Raw genomic sequence first — 18,801 nt, 5'->3', positions numbered from 1 at the left:
AAATGATCAGCCGCATGCCAGCTTCATAGGCAATGGAGCAATGGTTGACGGTGTTAAATGTTCAGTGAGATGACTCAGAGCGGGCTGGTGCGGCCCGAGTATCAACAAATTGATACCTGGCTGAAAAGTCAGTCGATAGATGACCTCAAACAGGCTTCCTCGGAAGCTGAGACATTGTTTCGAAAAATCGGTATTACATTCGCGGTCTATGGCGAGGGCGGTGATCCCGAACGTTTGATTCCGTTTGATGTCATTCCACGTGTTTTTTCTGCATCTGAATGGAATGTTCTGCAGCGCGGCGTTGTTCAGCGTGCACAGGCTCTCAATGCTTTCATCGCAGACGTTTATGGTGCGGCACGCATTGTAAAAGAAGGTATCGTGCCAGCCGAAATTATCTTCAATAACGAGGCTTACGAGCCGGTTATGCGTGATTTCATGCCGCCGAAGAATGTGTACTCTCACATTTCGGGGATCGATGTGATCCGAACCGGCGAAGACGGATTTTACGTTCTGGAAGACAATTGCCGTACACCATCAGGCGTTTCTTACGTTCTTGAGAACCGCCGTATGATGTCACGTTTATTCCCCGAGCTGTTCATGAACGGAGACGTTGCGCCGGTCGAATATTATCCGGACATGCTGCGCCAGACCATGGAAAGCGTCGCGCCTATGAATGCAGTAGATGACGGAGGTATTGTCAGCGTTATCCTGACGCCTGGTCACTTTAATAGCGCTTATTACGAACATTCTTTCCTCGCTGATGAAATGGGTATTCCTCTCGTTGAGGGGTCTGACCTCTTCGTAGATGACAATAAAGTCTACATGCGTACGACGCGCGGCCCGCAACGCGTGCATGTTATCTACCGTCGGATTGATGATGCATTTCTGGATCCAGAGCAGTTTAATCCAAGCTCTATGCTCGGCGTACCCGGCCTGATACGCGCTTATAAAGCCGGCGGCGTGACCATCATTAACGCACCTGGCACTGGTGTGGCGGATGACAAGGCAATCTACTGTTTCGTGGAAGACATGATCCGCTTCTATCTGAGCGAAGATCCTGTTCTGAAAAACGTTGAAACCTTCCGCTGCAGTGAGCCATCGCAGCTCAGCCATGTTCTCGAAAACCTCGAACATCTCGTTGTGAAGGAAGTGCACGGTTCGGGTGGTTACGGCATGTTGATTGGCCCGAAATCAACTGCTGAAGAGCGTGAACAATATGCGCAACGTCTCAAAGCCAAGCCTTCAGCGTTTATCGCACAGCCAACATTGTCATTGTCGACTTGTCCGACGCTCGTTGAAGAAGGCGTTGCGGAACGTCATGTGGATTTCCGACCGTTCGTTTTGACTGGTGATATCACGCAGGTCACGCCCGGCGGACTGACACGTGTGGCGCTGCGTGAGGGGTCTCTGGTGGTCAATTCCAGCCAGGGCGGCGGCGTTAAAGATACTTGGGTTCTGACGGAGTAGGATAAGATGCTTAGCCGTGTAGCTGAAAACCTCTTCTGGATTGCGCGTTCAATGGAACGTGCGGACAATGTCGCCCGTCTCATCGATACGGCACGTCGTATGGTCACGCTGCCCAACGAATCCGGACGTCCGCTAGCGAATGAATGGTCGTCCATTCTGATTGCGGCTGGAGCAGGTGGCACATTTAAGGGAGACCTAGAACACGTAACGCGAGAAGAGGCCGTTGAGCATCTTGTCGCTGACCCTGATAATCCTTCCAGTATTTATAACTGCTTTCGTAATGCCCGCGAAAATGCGCGTGCAATTCGGTTTGGCTTGACCTCGGAGGTCTGGAACAGCCTCAACTCTGGTTGGAATGAATTGCCAGCACAGATAGGTATGCTCCGGACGCGCAAGGCGTATCTGGCAGAGTTTGTTGATTGGGTGAAAGTTTGTCAGGCTCAATATAGAGGCTCTGTGGAAGGCACTCTTGTGCGTGATGACGGCCTCGAGTTTTTGCGGATTGGTAGTCACCTTGAGCGCGCCGATGCGACTGCGCGTATTTTGGATGTGAAGTATCACGTTTTGCTGCCGTCGCTCGGGGCGATCGGTGGTACCCTGGACCATTATCAATGGATTTCATTATTGCAGGCAGTCGGCGTTCAACGTGCTTATCACTTTGTGACGAAGTCCGACGTGACCCGGGATGGTGTTGCAGCATTCCTTATTCAGAATGAAGTGAATCCAAGATCCCTGAGCTACAGCCTGTACAGAGTGGTTCAATCGCTCACACAACTAGAAGAATATTACGATCGGCAAACATCATGCCGCATTCGTGCAGAAGTCATGCTTAGCGGGCTTCGCACTGCTGACATCGAGCAAATTCTTACTGACGGCCTGCACGAATACCTCACATGGTTTATCGAAAGCGTAGGTAATCTGTCTCACGAAATCGGGCTCTCCTTCGCGTTTGCGCCGCCTTTAACGGTGGAAGATGGTGAAGAGAAAGTCGAAACTGAGGGGCAGACTCAGTCTCAAGGCACTTAACTGGCTAAATTACAAGACAGTTCGCCGTGTTACTCACGTAAAGCTTTCAGTTTTGCTGCTTGAAAATGCCGAGCGAAGGCGTAGAAGCGTTGCTTGCGATTTATAATAACAGAGCAATCGCGAGGAGACCTCAATGACGTATTGTGTTGGTATCAAGCTCAATCAGGGCCTTGTGCTGCTGGCGGATACCAGAACCAATGCGGGTGTTGATAATATCTCGCGAGTGAAAAAGTTGTTCACGTGGCAGGTGCCCGGTGAACGGGCTATCGCCATGATGACAGCGGGTAATCTCGCGATCACACAGGCGGTTATCAGCGAAATCAATGAACGCCTTGATGCACCTAATCCCAATGAGCCAACGATCTTCTCAGCGCCGAGCATGTTTGAGGTCGCTCAGGTCGTAGGAGATACGATGCGCAAGGTTCAGGCGCGCTATGGGCCCGGTCTGACTGCGCGTAATGTCGACTCAGGGGCGTCAATTCTGGTTGCCGGTCAGCGTGTGGGCGGGGTGCCGCGTCTGTTTATGGTCTACGCTGCGGGTAATTTCATTGAGGCCACCGAAGATTCTCCATTCTTCCAACTCGGTGAGCATAAGTACGGCAAACCAATTCTCGATCGCGTCGTCAATGTAGACACCGATATTCAGGACGGCGTGATCTGCGCACTCTTGTCTATGGACTCGACGTTGCGATCCAACCTGACGGTAGGTATGCCGCTGGACCTTGCGGTCATGAGAACAAACTCGTTGATGTTCGAGCAACAGCGCAGAATCGATGCCGACGATCCTCGGTTCTTTGCTTTTAGTGAGGCTTGGTCAAACGCGCTGAAGAACGCCTTTTCACAAATGCGGTTGATGGACGTATAAAGCGCCCCGTCAGGCGAAAACAACTGTTTTCAGGCCGTTTAGGAAAACCCGTCTTTCAGCATGAGCCTTTACTGCGCGAACCAGCGCGGTTGCCTCAAGTGATCGGCCCATCGCTACAAAATCCCCGGCAGAATGAGAGTGATCCACGTCCTGCGTCACCTGAGCAAGGATCGGACCTTCGTCCAGGTCTGCGGTGACATAGTGCGCTGTGGCACCGATCATCTTCACGCCACGCTCGTGCGCCCGATGATATGGGCGTGCGCCTTTGAAGCTTGGCAGGAACGAGTGGTGAATGTTGATGCACTTTCCTGAAAGCTGTTGGCATGCGTCATTCGATAGAATTTGCATATAACGTGCGAGAACCGTGAGCTCTGCTCCGGTCTGCTCGATGATATCAAACATTGCCTGTTCGGCCTGTGGCTTGGTGTCAGGCGTAACGGGTACGGTGTGAAACGGCAGACCCCAATGTTGAAGCGTTGGCGCGAGGTCTGGATGATTTGAAAGAATCGCAACCGGTTCGATGGGAAGTTCGCCAATACGAGCGCCATAGAGAAGTGCGTTCGCGCAGTGGTCCAGCTTTGAGACCATGATGAGCGTTTTCATTTTGCGCTCTTCAGGTTCGATATCCCATTCGGCTTCCAACCGGGAGGCTGTTTCCTTCAATTCGGCCTGAAGCTGATCCAGAGAAAACGAATCATTCTCTGGTTGGAATGAAAGCCTGAGGAAGAATGTCTTCGTTGCGTCATCACCGAATGAACGAGAACGCGCAATGAAGCATGAGTGATTCAGCAAAACATTTGAGACAGCCGCAATGATTCCCGAGCGGTCAGTGCAGGCGAGGGTGAGGATGTAGCTCTTTGGCATGCTGGAATCCGAGATAATTCAACAAAGCGGCGAGGCGCCGGAAGGGTAGATATCCACAATTTTGGGCAAGTACCATCGTGGAAAAACAAACTCTTTGCATCGAAATGAAAATAACCTCTTGACCCGAGCGATATTTTGATGATTTGTGCGCCGCTCAGGGCGGTTAGCTCAGTTGGAAGAGCATCTCGTTTACACCGAGAGGGTCAGCGGTTCGAGCCCGTTACCGCCCACCATTTTCTCCTGAAACACATTCGAATTTCGCCATCTCTAAGTAGGAAGTGGTGAAACCGTCGTTGTCGCATTATGCAGAAAATCGGGATTAAAGATTTTCATCGCACGTCATTTGTGTTCAGAATGTGGCATGCGGGGATTTGATGACATGACGACGCTTGTGTCTGACAGGGATACCATCTATCGACCTTCCCGCTGTGTACTGTGTTTAAGTAATACATGCTGGGTATTGGTATGATTTTGAAAGATCTGGCTATCCGCGGAATACTGAGGACGGCCCGTCACGTTTTTACGCGTGATCTTTCACATAGTCATAATACGTTCTGGCCGCGGGGGTTCGTGGTTTCCGGATTTTTTGGGGACACGTTCGGCGTTGCGCGCTCAGCGGATCTGACTGTCCACAAGCTCGAGCAGCTCGGCTTTCAGGTTATAAAGCACCGGTTAAACGCTTTTCTTTATTCCAAGGGTATGTTCGGTTGTGAGCTTGATGCACCAAAGGACTTTGGTTGGATCATGCATTGTAATGCGCCTGAGGCGCTTGCAACGCTCGCAAAAACCAACCCGATGAAGCTTCCGAATGGGCCGCGTCTCGGATATTGGGCGTGGGAGCTGGAAGACTTACCAGAAGAATGGAAACAGATTTCCAAAGTCTTCGATCAGATCATCGTTCCCAGCACCTTCGTGAAGGATAGCTTTGGTGAACTCCGAGAGAATGTGATCCGAAGAACCCATCCAGTTGAAACCAGCGGTCTCGTTCAAATGCTTGGGCCACCGAAAAACAAATATGCGCGGAATTTCATTGTTCAGATGGACGGTAAGTCCAGTCTGTCGCGTAAGAATATCGGTGCAGCTATTCGCGCCTTCCGGCATGCTTTCGGAGATAGTTCTGAATTCCTCCTCAAGGTGAAAACTCAGTCACTTTCAGAGCTGCAGCGCCAGACGATACGCGGATGGATCGATGGCGCGCCAAATGTTCAATGGATAGACAAAAAGCTGCCCGAACAAGAGCTAGCCGAGCTGTGGACCGATGTAGATTGCGTAATCTCCACCCATCGCTCCGAAGGCTACGGCCTCGCGCTCGCTGAAGCGGTATCTACGGGGCGCCAGGCCTACGCGACAGGATGGTCCGGTAATATGGACTTTATGTCAGTCGAGAAGGACGCTCTGATTGATTACCGGTTCATCCGCATCAAGGAAAGCGATGATGTTTATGGCCGTATGGCTGATGGTGAACGCCGATGGGCGGAAGTTCAATTCAGTTCAGTCGTGCAAGCCTTCCTGAGAGCGGCAGAGACTGTATCCATAGATCAGGGGCAGGGCATGCGTAGCGAACTCGCGAAACTCTCTCAGGACTGGAGTGATGTTACTCCGAATGAGCCGCTCTTCGCGTCTGACGAGCTCAGGCAGTTCGCCTGAGCCCGCTTCGTTCCTACTCAGCGTTTGGATTTGTAAGGTCGAATAAGGCCTTCCTGAGCGACAGTAGCAATCAGAACGCCATCGCGGCGATATATGCGCCCGAAATTCATTCCTCTGCCATTGGAGGCTTTCGGGCTTTCCTGCACATAGAGAAGCCATTCATCCGCGCGGAATTCACCGTGGAACCACATCGCGTGGTCGAGGCTCGCCATCTGCGCACCCTTGAAAAAGTTTACACCGTGCGGACGAACGCAAGTGTCTAGCAGCGACATGTCGGAGGCATAGGCAAGAATAGTGTGGTGCGTATGCTGATCATCGGCTGTCACGCGCTTTTTGAGTTTGATCCAGGTGAAGTTCTCTGGCTCAAGTTTTTGCGGATTAATGATATTCTGAGGCTTTACCGATCGAATATCGATTGGCTGCTCTGCCAGAAAGGCAGACTTCATTGGTTCTGGAAGTTGTTGTGCCATGTTGAGGCGTTGTTCGGCCTCTGATGTCAGGTCTTCGGGGGCGGGAACGTCGGGCATGTCCTGCTGGTGTTCGAAGCCATCTTCTATGTTATGGAATGAAGCTGCGAGATTGAAAATCTGCTCGCCGTTCTGGATCGCGATTACGCGGCGCGTCGCGAAGCTTTTTCCGTCACGTGCGCGATCGACTTCATAAAGAATCGGCACCTCTGGATTGCCCGGGCGGATGAAGTACGCATGGAGAGAGTGGCAAATCGGACCATCAACAGTACGGCAGGCGGCAACGAGAGCCTGGCTGATTACCTGACCGCCAAAAATGCGGATTGAACGAGACGGCGGTGTGAAACCGCGAAACCGGTCAACCTCAATGCGTTCCAGGTCCAGAATTCCGACCAGTTCATCAACCGGGTCGACTTTTTTGCCTTCGGTAGCCAAGCAATTCTCCAATTCATCGAGAGCGCGACGCTTTTACTGAACGTCTTTTTAGCTTCCTTAGTCGGATTTCTGGAAGCAAAACAAGATGACGTAGCGCTACACTTTGTCGGAAAAGGTGAACGCGCCTGCTGCATTCTTACCTTTTTGTCTGCACAATATTCATAGATTGTTGGCACATTCCGGACACGGGATGCGTTTGTTGGACAAGAGGTATTAGCTGCATGTGTGGAATTATTGGTATCGTAGGCATGGCGCCAGTAACGGCTCGTCTCGTTGCGACGCTGAAGCGTCTGGAATACCGTGGTTATGACAGTGCAGGTGTTGCGGTTGTTCTGCCAGAAGGCATTGAGCGACGCCGAAGTGTCGGAAAAATTGTGTCGCTGGAAGACAAGCTTCAGGAAGAGCCTTTGATTGGCTTCACTGGCATCGGACATACCCGCTGGGCTACACATGGCGAAGCTAGCGAACGAAACGCACATCCGCACACTGCAGAAGGCGTGGCTATCGTCCACAACGGTATCATTGAAAATTATGCCGAGCTTAAAACCGAACTGCGCAGCCAAGGATATGAGTTTCATACAGAGACAGACAGTGAAACGGTTGCGGTGCTCATTAGTACGTTTCTGAAACAAGGGGATGACCCGAAGGTCGCTGTTTCAAAGGCGTTGAAGCGTTTCACAGGTGCGTATGCGCTTAGTATGATTTTTGAAGGTTATACCGACATGATGATTGGCGCCCGACAGGGTAGCCCGCTCGTGATTGGTGTCGGTAAGGATGAAATGTTCCTGGGTTCCGACGCGCTGGCAATCGCTCCTTTTACGAATCAAGTGATTTACCTTGAAGAAGGAGATTGGTGCATTCTGTCTCGCACGGGATATGAAATCTTTGATATGAACGATCAGCCGGCCGAGCGTCCTGTTCAGACGGTTGAAACCGAAGACAGCGTTGCTGACAAAGGCAATTATCCGCACTTCATGTTAAAAGAGATTTTCGAGCAACCGAAAGCGCTGACGCGTACTCTGAAGGCGTATACGCATCCTGCGCGCGGAACGGTTAGTCTTCCTAAATCTGGTGAAGAAGAGCTCGATTTTTCAACGGTATCCAGTCTCTACCTGATTTCCTGCGGCACGGCGCACTATGCGACGCGGGTGGCAGAGTACTGGTTTGAACAGCTTGCTGGCATTCCTTGCAAAACGGATATCGCGTCTGAATTCAGGTATCGCCGACCAGCGCTTGCGCCAAATTCCGCAGCGATCTTCGTTTCGCAGTCGGGTGAGACGGCCGACACGTTGGCGGCGCTCCGCTATTGCAAAGAGCAGGGTGTCAAAACCATCGCGATCGTGAATGTGCCAACGTCCACAATCGCGCGTGAGGCGGACATCGTCCTGCCAACGCTCGCAGGCCCTGAAATCGGTGTCGCGAGCACAAAGGCCTTTACCGCGCAGCTTCTCTCCTTACTGGCGTCTGCGATCCATGCAGGTCACACACGAGGCGTGATCACGGAAGAAGCGTTCGCAGATTATAATAAATCTGTGTTTTCTATCATTGATCTCGTTGATGAGACGCTGGATCTTGATCGCCAGATTTATTCCGTTTGCGAGCTGATCGCGGAAGCTGATGATGTCTTCTATCTGGGACGTGGCGTGCATTATCCGCTAGCTCTGGAAGGGGCGCTGAAGCTTAAAGAGATTTCGTATATTCACGCTGAAGGATTTGGTGCAGGTGAGCTCAAGCACGGGCCGATCGCTCTGATAACCGACAAAACCCCCATCGTTTTCATCGCGCCTACAGACGAGCTGTTCGAGAAGTCACTGTCGAACTTGCAGGAGGTCGCTGCGCGCAAGGGTCCGGTATTACTGCTCTCTGATCGAAAAGGTGTTGATCTTGCCGGTAATGTGCCGACAGCAAGCCTTGAGATTCCAGCGTGCAATCCAATCGTGGCACCATTTGTGTATGCGGTTGTTTTGCAGCTCATCGCATATCACACCGCCGTCATGCGGGGCACGGATGTGGATCAACCGCGCAACCTCGCCAAGTCTGTGACTGTTGAATAGCGCCGAGAGTCAGTATCTCTGGTCGTAAAATGTATCAGCGGGGATCAAATGGCGGAAAAGCTGTTCGGCACAGATGGAATTCGTGGAACGGTAAATAAGGGCGCGATACGCCCTGATATGTTTCTGAGATTCGGAGAGGCGCTCGGCTATACGCTTGGTAAAGCCGGCGATCGTCCCGTCGTCGTTATTGGACGTGATACCCGTGCCTCAGGATTGATCCTTCAGTCGGCGATCGTGTCGGGGCTTCTGAATGCGGGGGCAGATGTCGCCTTGGTGGGTGTGCTTCCAACACCAGCGCTAGGCTGGCTGACGGTTCAGAATGGTGCAGCGGCGGGTCTTATGATCACCGCCTCCCACAATCCTTTCCACGATAACGGCGTGAAAGTTTTTGGGCCGGAAGGCTACAAGTTGTCAGGTGCGCAGCAGGACGAGATTGAAACCATTATTCAAGACCCCGGATTTGATTGTACAGTGCCTGCAGAACGCTTTGGTCGTGTCGTTGATGCCGAATTCGACGTTTCGTCTTATGTGGACTTTGCGGCTCGCACCGCTGGAACTGATGTGAACTTCAGTGGCTTGAAGCTAGTGATTGATGCAGCCAATGGCGCTGGCGTGAGCGCCGCGGAACCTGTTTTCCGATCATTGGCTGCTGAAGTAATTATGCTTTCCGACGCACCAGACGGTGTGAACATCAACACCAAATGCGGTGCACTTCACCCTGAGGGGCTTTCGGAAGCGGTCCGTGCGCATTCAGCCAATGTTGGAATCGCTTTTGATGGCGATGCAGATCGTATTCTTGTTGTCGACGAAAACGGCGAAGTTGCAGATGGCGACCAGATTATGGGTGCCATAGCCATTGACGCTAAAGCGCAGGGGCGACTTGCTGGCGACACAGTCGTTGCTACAATAATGTCAAATCTTGGTTTGGAGGGTGCGCTCTCGCGCGAAGGGATAAAACTGGAGCGAACCAAGGTGGGCGACCGTTATGTCGTAGAGCGCTTGCGGGAAGGCGGTTTCTCGATAGGTGGAGAGCAATCAGGGCACGTCGTTCTCGCAGACCATGTGACGACGGGAGATGCGATTATCGCCGCAATCGCTGTGCTGTCCATCATGGTTCGCGAAGGCAAAAAAGCATCGGAGGTTCTGTCGGTGTTCGAGCCTGTGCCGCAGCTTCTGGAGAATGTTCGCTATCAGTCGGGCGACCCACTTTCGGCTGAAAATGTGAAAGCCAGGATTGAGAACGTATCTCACGCTCTGGGTGCTTCTGGTCGTGTGGTTGTGCGTAAGTCCGGTACCGAACCACTTATTAGGGTTATGGCTGAAGCCTATGAGCGCGAAAGCGCCGAGCGTGCAGTAAGCGAGATTATCGCGGAAATCCTGAAAGCGGACGGCCAGTAATGTCGAGGCAGAAAGCGCTCATCTTCGGTGTTACCGGTCAGGATGGCGCTTATCTGGCAAGAAGACTTCTCGCGCTTGGGTTTGAAGTAACTGGTACCTGTCAGCACGTGCAGCTGAGCGATAAATGGCGCCTACAGTTCTTGGGTATCTGCGAACAGGTGACGTTGGTCACCTGCGGCCTCGATAGTGCTAAGGCGGTCCAACAAGTCATCCGAGACACCGAGCCGGATTGGGTTTTCAACCTTGCCGGCTATACCTCGCTCGCAGAAGCAGACGTGAGTCGTGACAAGACGCTTTTTGTGAATGGCGAAATTGTTCAGGTGATGCTGGATTCCGCTTTAGAAGCCAACGACTCAGTTCGATTTTTTCAGGCGTCCAGTGCTCAGGTTTTTGGAAATGAAACTTCAGGGCCGCAGACAGAAGAAACGCCGGTAAATCCAGCAAACTTCTATGCTGAGGCCAAAGTGATTGCCGACGACATCGTTTCTGATGCGCGATCTGCCGGCGTGTTTGCGGTTTCAGGTGTTCTCTACAATCATGAATCACCGCTACGAACCGAGCGCTTTCTAAGCCGCAAAGTGACTATGGGAATGGTAGAGGCTGCGCGCGATCAAGAGTTCGTGTTGCGTGTTGGCAATCTTAATTCGCGGCGAGACTGGTCGTATGCGGATGATTTCATGGAAGCGGCTGTGCTGTCGCTACAGAATGAAGCTCCCAGCAGATATATTCTGTCGAGCGGGCAGTTTCACTGCGTTCGAGACTGGATTGATAACGGTGCCGCTTATTTGGGGCTCGACATAAGGTGGCAGGGCGACGGTGTCGATGAGATTGCTGTCGACACAAAAACGGGTCGGACCATCGTAGCGGTAGCGCCCGAATTCTATCGAGCGCAGGATCCTGATGGTTTAATCGGTAATCCTCAGCGGGCTAAGCAAAAGCTCGGCTGGTCAGCGAAGACGCCGTTCAATTCGCTTGTCGAGATGATGGTCGCGGCTGACTTAGCGCGTGCCGGGTAGGCTTAGCTGCTTCAATGTATGACGTTTGTCTGATCTGAATTTCAGGTTAAACATTGTACTGCTTTAAGAGTGATCTAGCTCCGTTGCTATGGCGACAACGCTTAAAGTCTATTTTGATGTAAGTTTCGTTTCCGGGTGGTGGTGCTTCTGCGGAAACCTGCCTCCCAGCAGGACTTCTGGAATTTTTTTAAGGTCTTTTATCGAAGATAGGCAATTGCGTGGTTGAAACCTGACGAAAACCTGAATAACCAGCATGGAACATTGAAGGGCTGAATCGACATGAACGAGCTGCAACCTGTTCTTCTGAACTATCTGCCAGTGATAATCTTCCTCGTTATCGGATTAGGGCTTTGTTTCGCCTTCCTGCTCGTCTCGACCATTCTGGCGCCATCCAAGCCAGACCCGGAGAAACTCTCCGCGTACGAATGTGGTTTTGAGGCATTTGACGATGCGCGTCTCAAGTTCGACGTCCGTTTCTATCTTGTCGCCATCCTTTTCATCATTTTCGACCTTGAGGTCGCTTTCCTTTTCCCGTGGGCAGTCAGCCTCGGGACGATTGGCGTCTTCGGATTCTGGTCCATGGTCGTTTTCCTCGGCGTTCTGACCGTCGGTTTCATTTATGAGTGGCGCTCTGGCGCACTGGAGTGGGAATAGTGGCTGATAAAGACTATCACATCCCCGCATTATCAGGCGGTCGGGCTGGCGTCGAAGGCGCTGGTCCAGTTCGTGGTGACGACCCGTTTTTCGCGGGGCTGAGCGATGAGCTCGCAGATAAAGGTTTCTTCGTCGCGGCTGCCGATGATCTGATCACTTGGGCGCGTACAGGCTCGCTGATGTGGATGACTTTCGGTCTCGCATGCTGTGCGGTCGAGATGATGCATGCGGGTAACCCGCGCTACGACCTCGAACGGTTCGGTATGGCGCCTCGTGGGTCGCCCCGTCAGTCTGACGTGATGATTGTAGCCGGTACGCTGACAAACAAAATGGCTCCAGCGCTCCGTAAGGTTTACGATCAGATGCCTGAGCCTCGCTACGTGATTTCAATGGGATCATGTGCGAATGGCGGTGGTTATTATCACTACAGCTATTCGGTTGTCCGCGGATGTGACCGGATCGTTCCTGTAGACATCTATATTCCTGGCTGCCCTCCGACGGCAGAAGCGCTCGTGTACGGTCTCCTTCAGCTTCAGAAGAAGATCCGTCGCGAAGGTACGATCGAGCGATAAGGTGAACGACGTGGACGAGACTCTGAACGATCTTGCTGATCACATTGCTCACGCCGAGCCGCATGCGGTTCAGCGCTGGGAGATTACGCACGGCGAACTCACCATCCATTGTGTGCGCGACCAGATCCGATCTCTGATCAAGTTTCTGCGCGACGATAGCCAGTGCCGCTTTGAAACCCTGATTGACGTATGTGGCGTGGATTTCCCGGAGCGCCGTGAGCGCTTCGAGATTGTGTATCACATGCTCAGCATGCGTATGAATCAGCGCATTCGCGTAAAAGTCAGCACCGACGCGGAAACAGCGGTTCCGAGCATTGTAGAAATTTTCCCGTGTGCGGAGTGGTTCGAGCGTGAGGCCCTCGACATGTATGGCGTCCTGTTCGCAGGCAACACAGACATGCGCCGTCTTCTGACGGACTATGGCTTTGAGGGGCACCCGCTGCGCAAGGACTTCCCGCTGACGGGTTATGTTGAAGTTCGTTACGACGAGCTTGAAAAGCGTGTCGTGTATGAGCCAGTTAAGCTCGTTCAGGAATACCGTAACTTTGATTTCCTCTCACCATGGGAAGGCGCTCAGGCAGTCATTCCAGGCGATGAAAAAGCGACCGAGGGAGCTGAGTGATGGCTGACGGACAAGCCCACAATCCTGAAGATCGTAGCTTTACGTTCAACTTTGGTCCTCAGCACCCTGCAGCGCACGGCGTTCTGCGTATGGTTGTTGAGATGGATGGCGAGATCGTTGAGCGCGTTGATCCACACATCGGTCTTCTGCACCGCGGTACAGAGAAGCTGATCGAGTACAAGACCTATCTTCAGGCTTTGCCGTACTTTGATCGCCTCGATTATGTGGCGCCGATGAACCAGGAACACGCCTACTGTCTGGCGATCGAGAAACTTCTTGGTCTCGAAGTGCCGCGTCGTGCAAGCCTGATCCGCGTTCTCTATAGTGAGATCGGCCGTATCTCGAACCACATTCTGAACATCACGACACAGGCAATGGACGTTGGTGCGCTGACGCCAATCACATGGGGCTTTGAAGAGCGCGAAAAGCTTTGCGTATTCTACGAACGCGCGTGTGGTTCTCGTATGCACGCGGCTTATTTCCGTCCCGGCGGTGTTCACCAGGACCTGCCGCCTGAGCTTCTTGATGATATCCTGAAGTTCTGCGATGAGTTCCTGCCGGTTTGCGACGATATGGAAGGTCTTCTGACCGACAACCGTATCTTCAAGCAGCGTAACTGTGATGTTGGCGTTGTTTCCGTTCAGGATGCGCTCGACTGGGGCTTCTCAGGTGTCATGGTTCGTGGTTCTGGCATGGCGTGGGACCTTCGTCGCGCGCAGCCTTACGAGTGCTATAATGAACTCGACTTCAAGATTCCTGTCGGTAAGCATGGCGACTGCTATGACCGTTATGTCTGCCGTATGGAAGAGATGCGCGAGTCTGTAAAAATCATTCGTCAGTGTATCGAGCTGATGGAGCCGGGCCCTGTGCTTGCAGAGAGCTCGAAGATCGCACCTCCACGTCGTGGTGAAATGAAGCGATCAATGGAAGCTCTCATCCACCATTTCAAACTCTACACTGAGGGCTTCAAAGTTCCTGCGGGTGAAACTTACACAGCAGTCGAAGCTCCGAAGGGCGAGTTCGGTGTGTATCTCGTCTCGGATGCTACCAACCGTCCATATCGTCTTAAAATCCGCGCTCCGGGTTTCCCGCACCTGCACGCAATGGATTACCTGTCCAAAGGACACCAGCTGGCTGACGTTTCCGCCATTCTGGGTTCTCTCGACATCGTATTCGGGGAGATTGACCGCTAATGGCTGTTCGTCGTTTTGATCTGGAAGCTGGCGGTGACACGTTTGAGTTTGCATCTGAAACAGAGGGCAAAATCTCATTCTGGCTGGCAAAATATCCTGAAGACCGTAAGCGTTCAGCGGTAATCCCGCTTCTATGGCTTGCCCAGAAGGATAATGGTGGCTGGCTTTCTGAGCCTGCGATGCGCGAAGTCGCTGAGCGCCTCGAAATGCCATACATCCGTGTGTACGAAGTTGCGACTTTCTACACGATGTTCCGTCTGCAGCCGGTTGGTAAGTTTCACGTTCAGCTTTGCGGCACCACGCCTTGCATGCTGCGTGGCGCTAATGACCTCAAAGAGATTTGCCAGAACAAGATTGGTAAAGCGTTTCAGGTCAACGAATCTGGCCGCCTGTCATGGGAAGAAGTCGAATGTCTGGGCGCATGCGTGAATGGCGCAATGGTCCAGATCAATGACTATTACTATGAAGACCTGACGTCGGACACGTTTGCAGAGATTATCGACAAGCTCGAAAATGGCGTTGAGGTAGAACCAGGTAACTTTGTAGCGCGTCAGCGCTCTGCGCCTGAAGGTGACGCCATTACGTTGATTGATAGCGCACTATTTGATGGCTCTGTCCCAGCCGGCATTAGTGCACTGCCAAACGCACCGTCTGAGCTTCCGGAATCCGATCTTCAGCCACTCGGTGCGAAGACGGCTAAGGTCAAAAAAGCAAAGACAGTCAAAGCCGAGAAGAAAGCTGCTGATGCAGCAATCGAGGCAACGGCAGAGCTGCCTGAAGAGACCGATGACAAGAAGCGTCCGGAAGTTGTCGAAGCGCCAGCGAAAGGCGAAACCGACAATCTGGAAGCGATCAAAGGCGTCGGGCCGGTTCTGGTCAAAAAGCTTAACTCCCTTGGGGTGTTCTATTTCGAACAGATCGCCGCTTGGGGTGAGCCAGAAATGGCATGGATTGATGAGTATCTGAGCTTCAAAGGCCGGGTCGCGCGTGAACGCTGGATCCCGCAGGCTCAGGAACTGGCGGAGAAGAAAAAGTCATGATCGTTATGACCCATTATCCGCTTGTAACCTTGAAGGAGCGCAACTGTGCTTGAGGACAAGGATCGCATTTTCACTAACCTCTACGGCCGAGAAGATTGGTCTCTAGAGGCGGCTAAAAAGCGTGGTGCATGGCACCTGACGCGCGATATGCTGCAGTGTGGCCGTGACTGGATCTGTGATCAGATCAAGGCATCCGGTCTGCGCGGTCGCGGCGGCGCTGGCTTCCCGACAGGTCTGAAATGGACCTTCATGCCAAAGCAAGTTGGTGATCGCCCGCACTATCTCGTGGTGAACGCCGACGAGTCCGAACCCGGTACTTGTAAAGACCGTGACATCATGCGCCATGATCCGCATCTGCTGATTGAAGGCTGCCTTGTTGCGTCTTACGCAATGCGTGCTCACGCTTGCTATATCTACCTTCGCGGTGAGTACATCTATGAGCGCGAGCGTATGGAAGCTGCCGTCAAGGAGGCTTATGAAGCCAAGCTGATCGGTAAGGACAACGTCCATGGCTGGGATTTCGATGTTTATATTCACCACGGTGCAGGCGCTTATATCTGCGGTGAAGAAACAGCGCTTCTGGAAAGCCTGGAAGGCAAGAAAGGGCAGCCGCGTCTGAAGCCGCCATTCCCTGCGAATGCCGGCCTTTATGGTTGCCCGACAACTGTGAACAACGTTGAGTCCATCGCTGTAGCGCCGACTATTCTGCGTCGCGGCGCGGAATGGTTCTCAAGCTTTGGCCGTGACAACAACAAGGGCACGAAAGTGTTCTGTATTTCCGGTCACGTGAACAAGCCGTGCAACGTAGAAGAAGCGATGTCTATTCCGATGAAACAACTCATCGAAGAGCACTGCGGCGGCGTACGTGGCGGTTGGGAAAACCTGAAAGCGGTTATTCCGGGCGGTTCTTCCGTTCCACTTCTGCCGCGTGAGATTTGTGATACCGTTCTGATGGATTTTGACGCGCTACGTGAGGTGCGTTCTGGCCTCGGTACTGCCGGTATGATTGTCATGGATAACTCTACTGACATCGTGAAGGCGATCGCGCGTATCAGCTATTTCTACAAGCATGAGAGCTGTGGGCAGTGCACGCCTTGCCGTGAAGGTACGGGCTGGATGTGGCGCGTTCTTGAACGTATGGCGCGCGGCGAAGCCGAGCACTCCGAAATCGACATGCTGCTCGACGTGGCAGGTCAGGTTGAAGGCCACACGATCTGCGCACTCGGTGATGCGGCGGCGTGGCCTGTTCAGGGGCTCATCCGTCACTTCCGTCACGAGATCGAAGAGCGCATCTCTAATTATCGAATTGGCAAGCCCCTCGTTCAGGGCGCCAGCGTAGCGGCGGAGTAAGGCATATGTCAGATACCTTTAAACTCGTCGTTGACGGCAAAGAAGTGGAAGTTCCTCGCGAATACACGCTTCTTCAGGCGTGTGAAGAAGCGGGGGCAGAGATTCCACGTTTCTGCTTCCACGAACGTCTCTCTGTGGCGGGTAACTGCCGCATGTGTCTCGTCCAGTGGGAAGGCGCACCGAAGCCGATTGCCTCTTGTGCGCAGACGGTTGGTGACATGCGGATGAACCCTGATGGATCACCGCCGAACATCAACACCAAAGGCGAGTACGTCGAAAATGCTCGCAATGGCGTGATGGAATTCCTGCTGATCAACCACCCGCTTGATTGTCCGATTTGTGATCAGGGCGGCGAGTGTGACCTGCAAGATCAAGCCGTCGCCTACGGTCGTTCTGACTCGCGCTATGAGATGAACAAGCGCGCGGTCGAAGACAAAAACATGGGGCCGCTCGTCAAAACGATAATGACGCGCTGTATTCAGTGTACGCGTTGCGTGCGCTTTGTTGCGGAAGTAGCTGGCGTCGAAGAGATCGGCATGATCAGCCGTGGTGAAGACGCGGAAATCACGACATATCTCGAGCAGTCTCTCACATCCGAACTTTCCGGCAACGTGATTGACCTGTGTCCGGTTGGCGCGCTGACGTCCAAGCCATACGCGTTTAATGCGCGTCCTTGGGAACTTCGTAAAACCGAGTCGATCGACGTGATGGATGCTATCGGTTCTTCCATTCGCGTAGACGCTAAAGGTGCTGCAGTTATGCGCATCATGCCGCGCGTGAATGAGGAAGTGAACGAAGAGTGGCTGTCCGATAAATCCCGTTTTGTTTGGGACGGTCTTGGTCGCCAGCGTCTTGATACGCCTTATGTTCGTGAAAACGGCAAGCTGCGTCCGGCTGACTGGTCCGAAGCGCTTTCAGTCGTCGCAGAAAAGCTCAAAGGTGACGCATCCCGTATTGCGGCGTTTGCCGGTGACCTTGCTTGCGTAGAAGGCATGAAAGCAGCGAAAGATTTGATGATAGCAGTCGGTGCTACGGCGCTCGACTGTCGACTATCTGGCCAGAAATTGGGTATTACACCTTCTGGTGACGCGCTTCCGCGTGAAAGCTACATTCTTAACCCTACGCTTATGGGCGTAGAGGAAGCAGATGCGCTTCTCATAATTGGCGCCAATCCGCGCGTCGAGGCGGCCGTCTGGAATGCACGCATTCGTAAGGCATGGCTTTGGAATGATCTGAAAGTTGGCCTTATCGGCGAACCGCATGATCTGACCTATGATTACACGCACGTTGCGTCATCTACTTCAGGATTGAATGACCTTGGTGCATTCGGTGACGTTCTGAAGAACGCGAAAAAGCCAATGATCGTTGTTGGTGAGCAGGCGGTTGTTGGTGATAGCGGTTACGCTACGCTAAAGGCTGCTCATGAACTCGCTCTGGAATGTGGCGCGATTGTTTCTGGTGATGATGCCTGGGCTGGCTTTGGTGTCCTGCATAATGCTGCTTCTCGTGTTGGCGCTCTGGATGTCGGCTTCCTGCCGGGTGAGGGCGCTAAGTCCGCTTCGGAGCATCTCTCATCGAATTGTGCGGACCTCGACACCGTCATTCTTCTCGGTGTTGATGAAGTTCCAATGTCGCAGTTCGGTGACAGCTTCGTAGTATATCTCGGAAGCCATGGTGACGCAGGTGCAAGCCGCGCGGATGTTATTCTGCCGACAGCCGCTTATACTGAAAAAAACGCGACCTACGTGAATACAGAAGGCCGCGTTCAGATGACTACGGCTGCCGTTCAGCCTAAAGGTGCTGCGAAAGAAGAATGGGCGATTTTCCGCGCGCTATCTGATCTGGTTGGTAAAACGCTTCCTTACAACAGCGCTGACCAGCTTCGTGATGCGCTGCGTGAAGATGTGCCAAGCTTTGCAGGCATGAACTTCGCCCCTGGCAATGCTGGTGCCGAAGCTCTGTCTGCGCCATTGCCTGCAGCTACAGAATCGCTGTCGGACGATCCGGTCTTCTGTCCGATCGGCGACTTCTATCTCACAAATCCGATCGCACGTGCATCAGCTACTATGGCTGAGTGTTCACTGCAGAAGCAAACTCTGGAGGTCTCCGCAGCTGCGGAGTAGGGGCTCGT

16 protein-coding genes and 1 tRNA gene are annotated in these 18,801 nt (G+C 52.9%); 15 read left to right on the top strand and 2 right to left on the bottom strand.

Annotated features, from left to right (window positions below; genetic code table 11):
* Positions 1-57 precede the first annotated feature (57 nt).
* From G523_RS0113105 to G523_RS0113095, 3 genes are all read left to right on the top strand, one after another.
* Positions 58-1,467: a circularly permuted type 2 ATP-grasp protein gene (locus G523_RS0113105; RefSeq protein ID WP_022695518.1), complete on the top strand. Its 1,410-nt coding sequence runs from the start codon at positions 58-60 to the stop codon at positions 1,465-1,467.
* Positions 1,468-1,473: 6 nt separating this feature from the next.
* Positions 1,474-2,493: an alpha-E domain-containing protein gene (locus tag G523_RS19295; RefSeq protein ID WP_022695517.1), complete on the top strand. Its 1,020-nt coding sequence runs from the start codon at positions 1,474-1,476 to the stop codon at positions 2,491-2,493.
* 133 nt (positions 2,494-2,626) lie between these two features.
* Positions 2,627-3,358: a peptidase gene (locus G523_RS0113095; RefSeq protein ID WP_022695516.1), complete on the top strand. Its 732-nt coding sequence runs from the start codon at positions 2,627-2,629 to the stop codon at positions 3,356-3,358.
* A gap of 9 nt (positions 3,359-3,367) precedes the next feature.
* Here G523_RS0113095 and purU read toward each other — a convergent pair whose 3' ends face one another.
* A complete protein-coding gene (purU, locus tag G523_RS0113090; protein WP_022695515.1) occupies positions 3,368-4,222 on the bottom strand; it encodes a formyltetrahydrofolate deformylase in 855 nt (284 codons plus the stop codon).
* A 157-nt stretch (positions 4,223-4,379) separates the two neighbouring features.
* Between purU and G523_RS0113085 the strand changes: the two genes are divergently transcribed.
* A tRNA-Val gene (locus tag G523_RS0113085) sits at positions 4,380-4,455 on the top strand.
* A 337-nt stretch (positions 4,456-4,792) separates the two neighbouring features.
* Positions 4,793-5,869, top strand: coding sequence for a glycosyltransferase (locus G523_RS0113080; RefSeq protein ID WP_155802739.1), 1,077 nt, complete (start codon positions 4,793-4,795; stop codon positions 5,867-5,869).
* A 17-nt stretch (positions 5,870-5,886) separates the two neighbouring features.
* On the opposite strand, the gene G523_RS0113075 is transcribed toward G523_RS0113080, so the two are convergent.
* Complete coding sequence (locus tag G523_RS0113075) at positions 5,887-6,771, bottom strand: acyl-CoA thioesterase (protein ID WP_022695513.1); 885 nt, start codon at positions 6,769-6,771, stop codon at positions 5,887-5,889.
* A gap of 221 nt (positions 6,772-6,992) precedes the next feature.
* Between G523_RS0113075 and glmS the strand changes: the two genes are divergently transcribed.
* The 10 genes from glmS (at position 6,993) to nuoG (ending at position 18,793) form a co-directional block, all read left to right on the top strand.
* Positions 6,993-8,825 carry a glutamine--fructose-6-phosphate transaminase (isomerizing) gene (glmS, locus tag G523_RS0113070; protein ID WP_022695512.1) on the top strand — a complete coding sequence of 611 codons (1,833 nt, stop codon included), beginning with the start codon at positions 6,993-6,995 and terminating at the stop codon, positions 8,823-8,825.
* A 48-nt stretch (positions 8,826-8,873) separates the two neighbouring features.
* Positions 8,874-10,223 carry a phosphoglucosamine mutase gene (glmM, locus tag G523_RS0113065; RefSeq protein ID WP_022695511.1) on the top strand — a complete coding sequence of 450 codons (1,350 nt, stop codon included), beginning with the start codon at positions 8,874-8,876 and terminating at the stop codon, positions 10,221-10,223.
* Positions 10,223-11,239 (top strand): GDP-mannose 4,6-dehydratase, encoded by a 1,017-nt coding sequence (locus G523_RS0113060; RefSeq protein ID WP_022695510.1) that lies wholly within the window; start codon positions 10,223-10,225, stop codon positions 11,237-11,239. The genes glmM and G523_RS0113060 overlap by 1 nt, the downstream gene beginning before the upstream one ends.
* A 279-nt stretch (positions 11,240-11,518) precedes the next feature.
* Positions 11,519-11,893, top strand: a complete 375-nt coding sequence (locus G523_RS0113055) for an NADH-quinone oxidoreductase subunit A (protein ID WP_022695509.1) — start codon at positions 11,519-11,521, stop codon at positions 11,891-11,893.
* The gene (locus G523_RS0113050) at positions 11,863-12,465 is read left to right on the top strand and encodes a NuoB/complex I 20 kDa subunit family protein (RefSeq protein WP_162141052.1); all 603 of its coding nucleotides are present in this window, start codon (positions 11,863-11,865) and stop codon (positions 12,463-12,465) included. The genes G523_RS0113055 and G523_RS0113050 overlap by 31 nt, the downstream gene beginning before the upstream one ends.
* A 10-nt stretch (positions 12,466-12,475) precedes the next feature.
* The gene (locus G523_RS0113045; protein ID WP_027441730.1) at positions 12,476-13,087 is read left to right on the top strand and encodes an NADH-quinone oxidoreductase subunit C; all 612 of its coding nucleotides are present in this window, start codon (positions 12,476-12,478) and stop codon (positions 13,085-13,087) included.
* Positions 13,087-14,280, top strand: coding sequence for an NADH-quinone oxidoreductase subunit D (locus tag G523_RS0113040; RefSeq protein ID WP_022695506.1), 1,194 nt, complete (start codon positions 13,087-13,089; stop codon positions 14,278-14,280). Before G523_RS0113045 ends, G523_RS0113040 begins: the two co-directional genes overlap by 1 nt.
* A complete protein-coding gene (gene nuoE / locus G523_RS0113035) occupies positions 14,280-15,320 on the top strand; it encodes an NADH-quinone oxidoreductase subunit NuoE (RefSeq protein WP_022695505.1) in 1,041 nt (346 codons plus the stop codon). Before G523_RS0113040 ends, nuoE begins: the two co-directional genes overlap by 1 nt.
* Before the next feature lie 45 nt (positions 15,321-15,365).
* Positions 15,366-16,670, top strand: coding sequence for an NADH-quinone oxidoreductase subunit NuoF (gene nuoF / locus G523_RS0113030; protein WP_022695504.1), 1,305 nt, complete (start codon positions 15,366-15,368; stop codon positions 16,668-16,670).
* Positions 16,671-16,675: 5 nt separating this feature from the next.
* Positions 16,676-18,793, top strand: a complete 2,118-nt coding sequence (nuoG, locus tag G523_RS0113025) for an NADH-quinone oxidoreductase subunit NuoG (protein ID WP_022695503.1) — start codon at positions 16,676-16,678, stop codon at positions 18,791-18,793.
* Positions 18,794-18,801: the final 8 nt, after the last annotated feature.

The organism is Ponticaulis koreensis DSM 19734, assembly GCF_000420665.1.
GTDB lineage: Bacteria > Pseudomonadota > Alphaproteobacteria > Caulobacterales > Hyphomonadaceae > Ponticaulis > Ponticaulis koreensis.
This window is presented reverse-complemented; position numbering and strand designations above follow the sequence as displayed.

Excerpts from the sequence above, each read along its gene's own strand:
- G523_RS0113105 (WP_022695518.1), top strand. The coding sequence starts at position 58 with ATGTTCAGTGAGATGACTCAGAGCGGGCTGGTGCGGCCCGAGTATCAA.
- G523_RS19295 (WP_022695517.1), top strand. The coding sequence starts at position 1,474 with ATGCTTAGCCGTGTAGCTGAAAACCTCTTCTGGATTGCGCGTTCAATG.
- G523_RS0113095 (WP_022695516.1), top strand. The coding sequence starts at position 2,627 with ATGACGTATTGTGTTGGTATCAAGCTCAATCAGGGCCTTGTGCTGCTG.
- purU (WP_022695515.1), bottom strand. The coding sequence starts at position 4,222 with ATGCCAAAGAGCTACATCCTCACCCTCGCCTGCACTGACCGCTCGGGA.
- glmS (WP_022695512.1), top strand. The coding sequence starts at position 6,993 with ATGTGTGGAATTATTGGTATCGTAGGCATGGCGCCAGTAACGGCTCGT.
- glmM (WP_022695511.1), top strand. The coding sequence starts at position 8,874 with ATGGCGGAAAAGCTGTTCGGCACAGATGGAATTCGTGGAACGGTAAAT.
- G523_RS0113060 (WP_022695510.1), top strand. The coding sequence starts at position 10,223 with ATGTCGAGGCAGAAAGCGCTCATCTTCGGTGTTACCGGTCAGGATGGC.
- G523_RS0113055 (WP_022695509.1), top strand. The coding sequence starts at position 11,519 with ATGAACGAGCTGCAACCTGTTCTTCTGAACTATCTGCCAGTGATAATC.
- G523_RS0113040 (WP_022695506.1), top strand. The coding sequence starts at position 13,087 with ATGGCTGACGGACAAGCCCACAATCCTGAAGATCGTAGCTTTACGTTC.
- nuoE (WP_022695505.1), top strand. The coding sequence starts at position 14,280 with ATGGCTGTTCGTCGTTTTGATCTGGAAGCTGGCGGTGACACGTTTGAG.
- nuoG (WP_022695503.1), top strand. The coding sequence starts at position 16,676 with ATGTCAGATACCTTTAAACTCGTCGTTGACGGCAAAGAAGTGGAAGTT.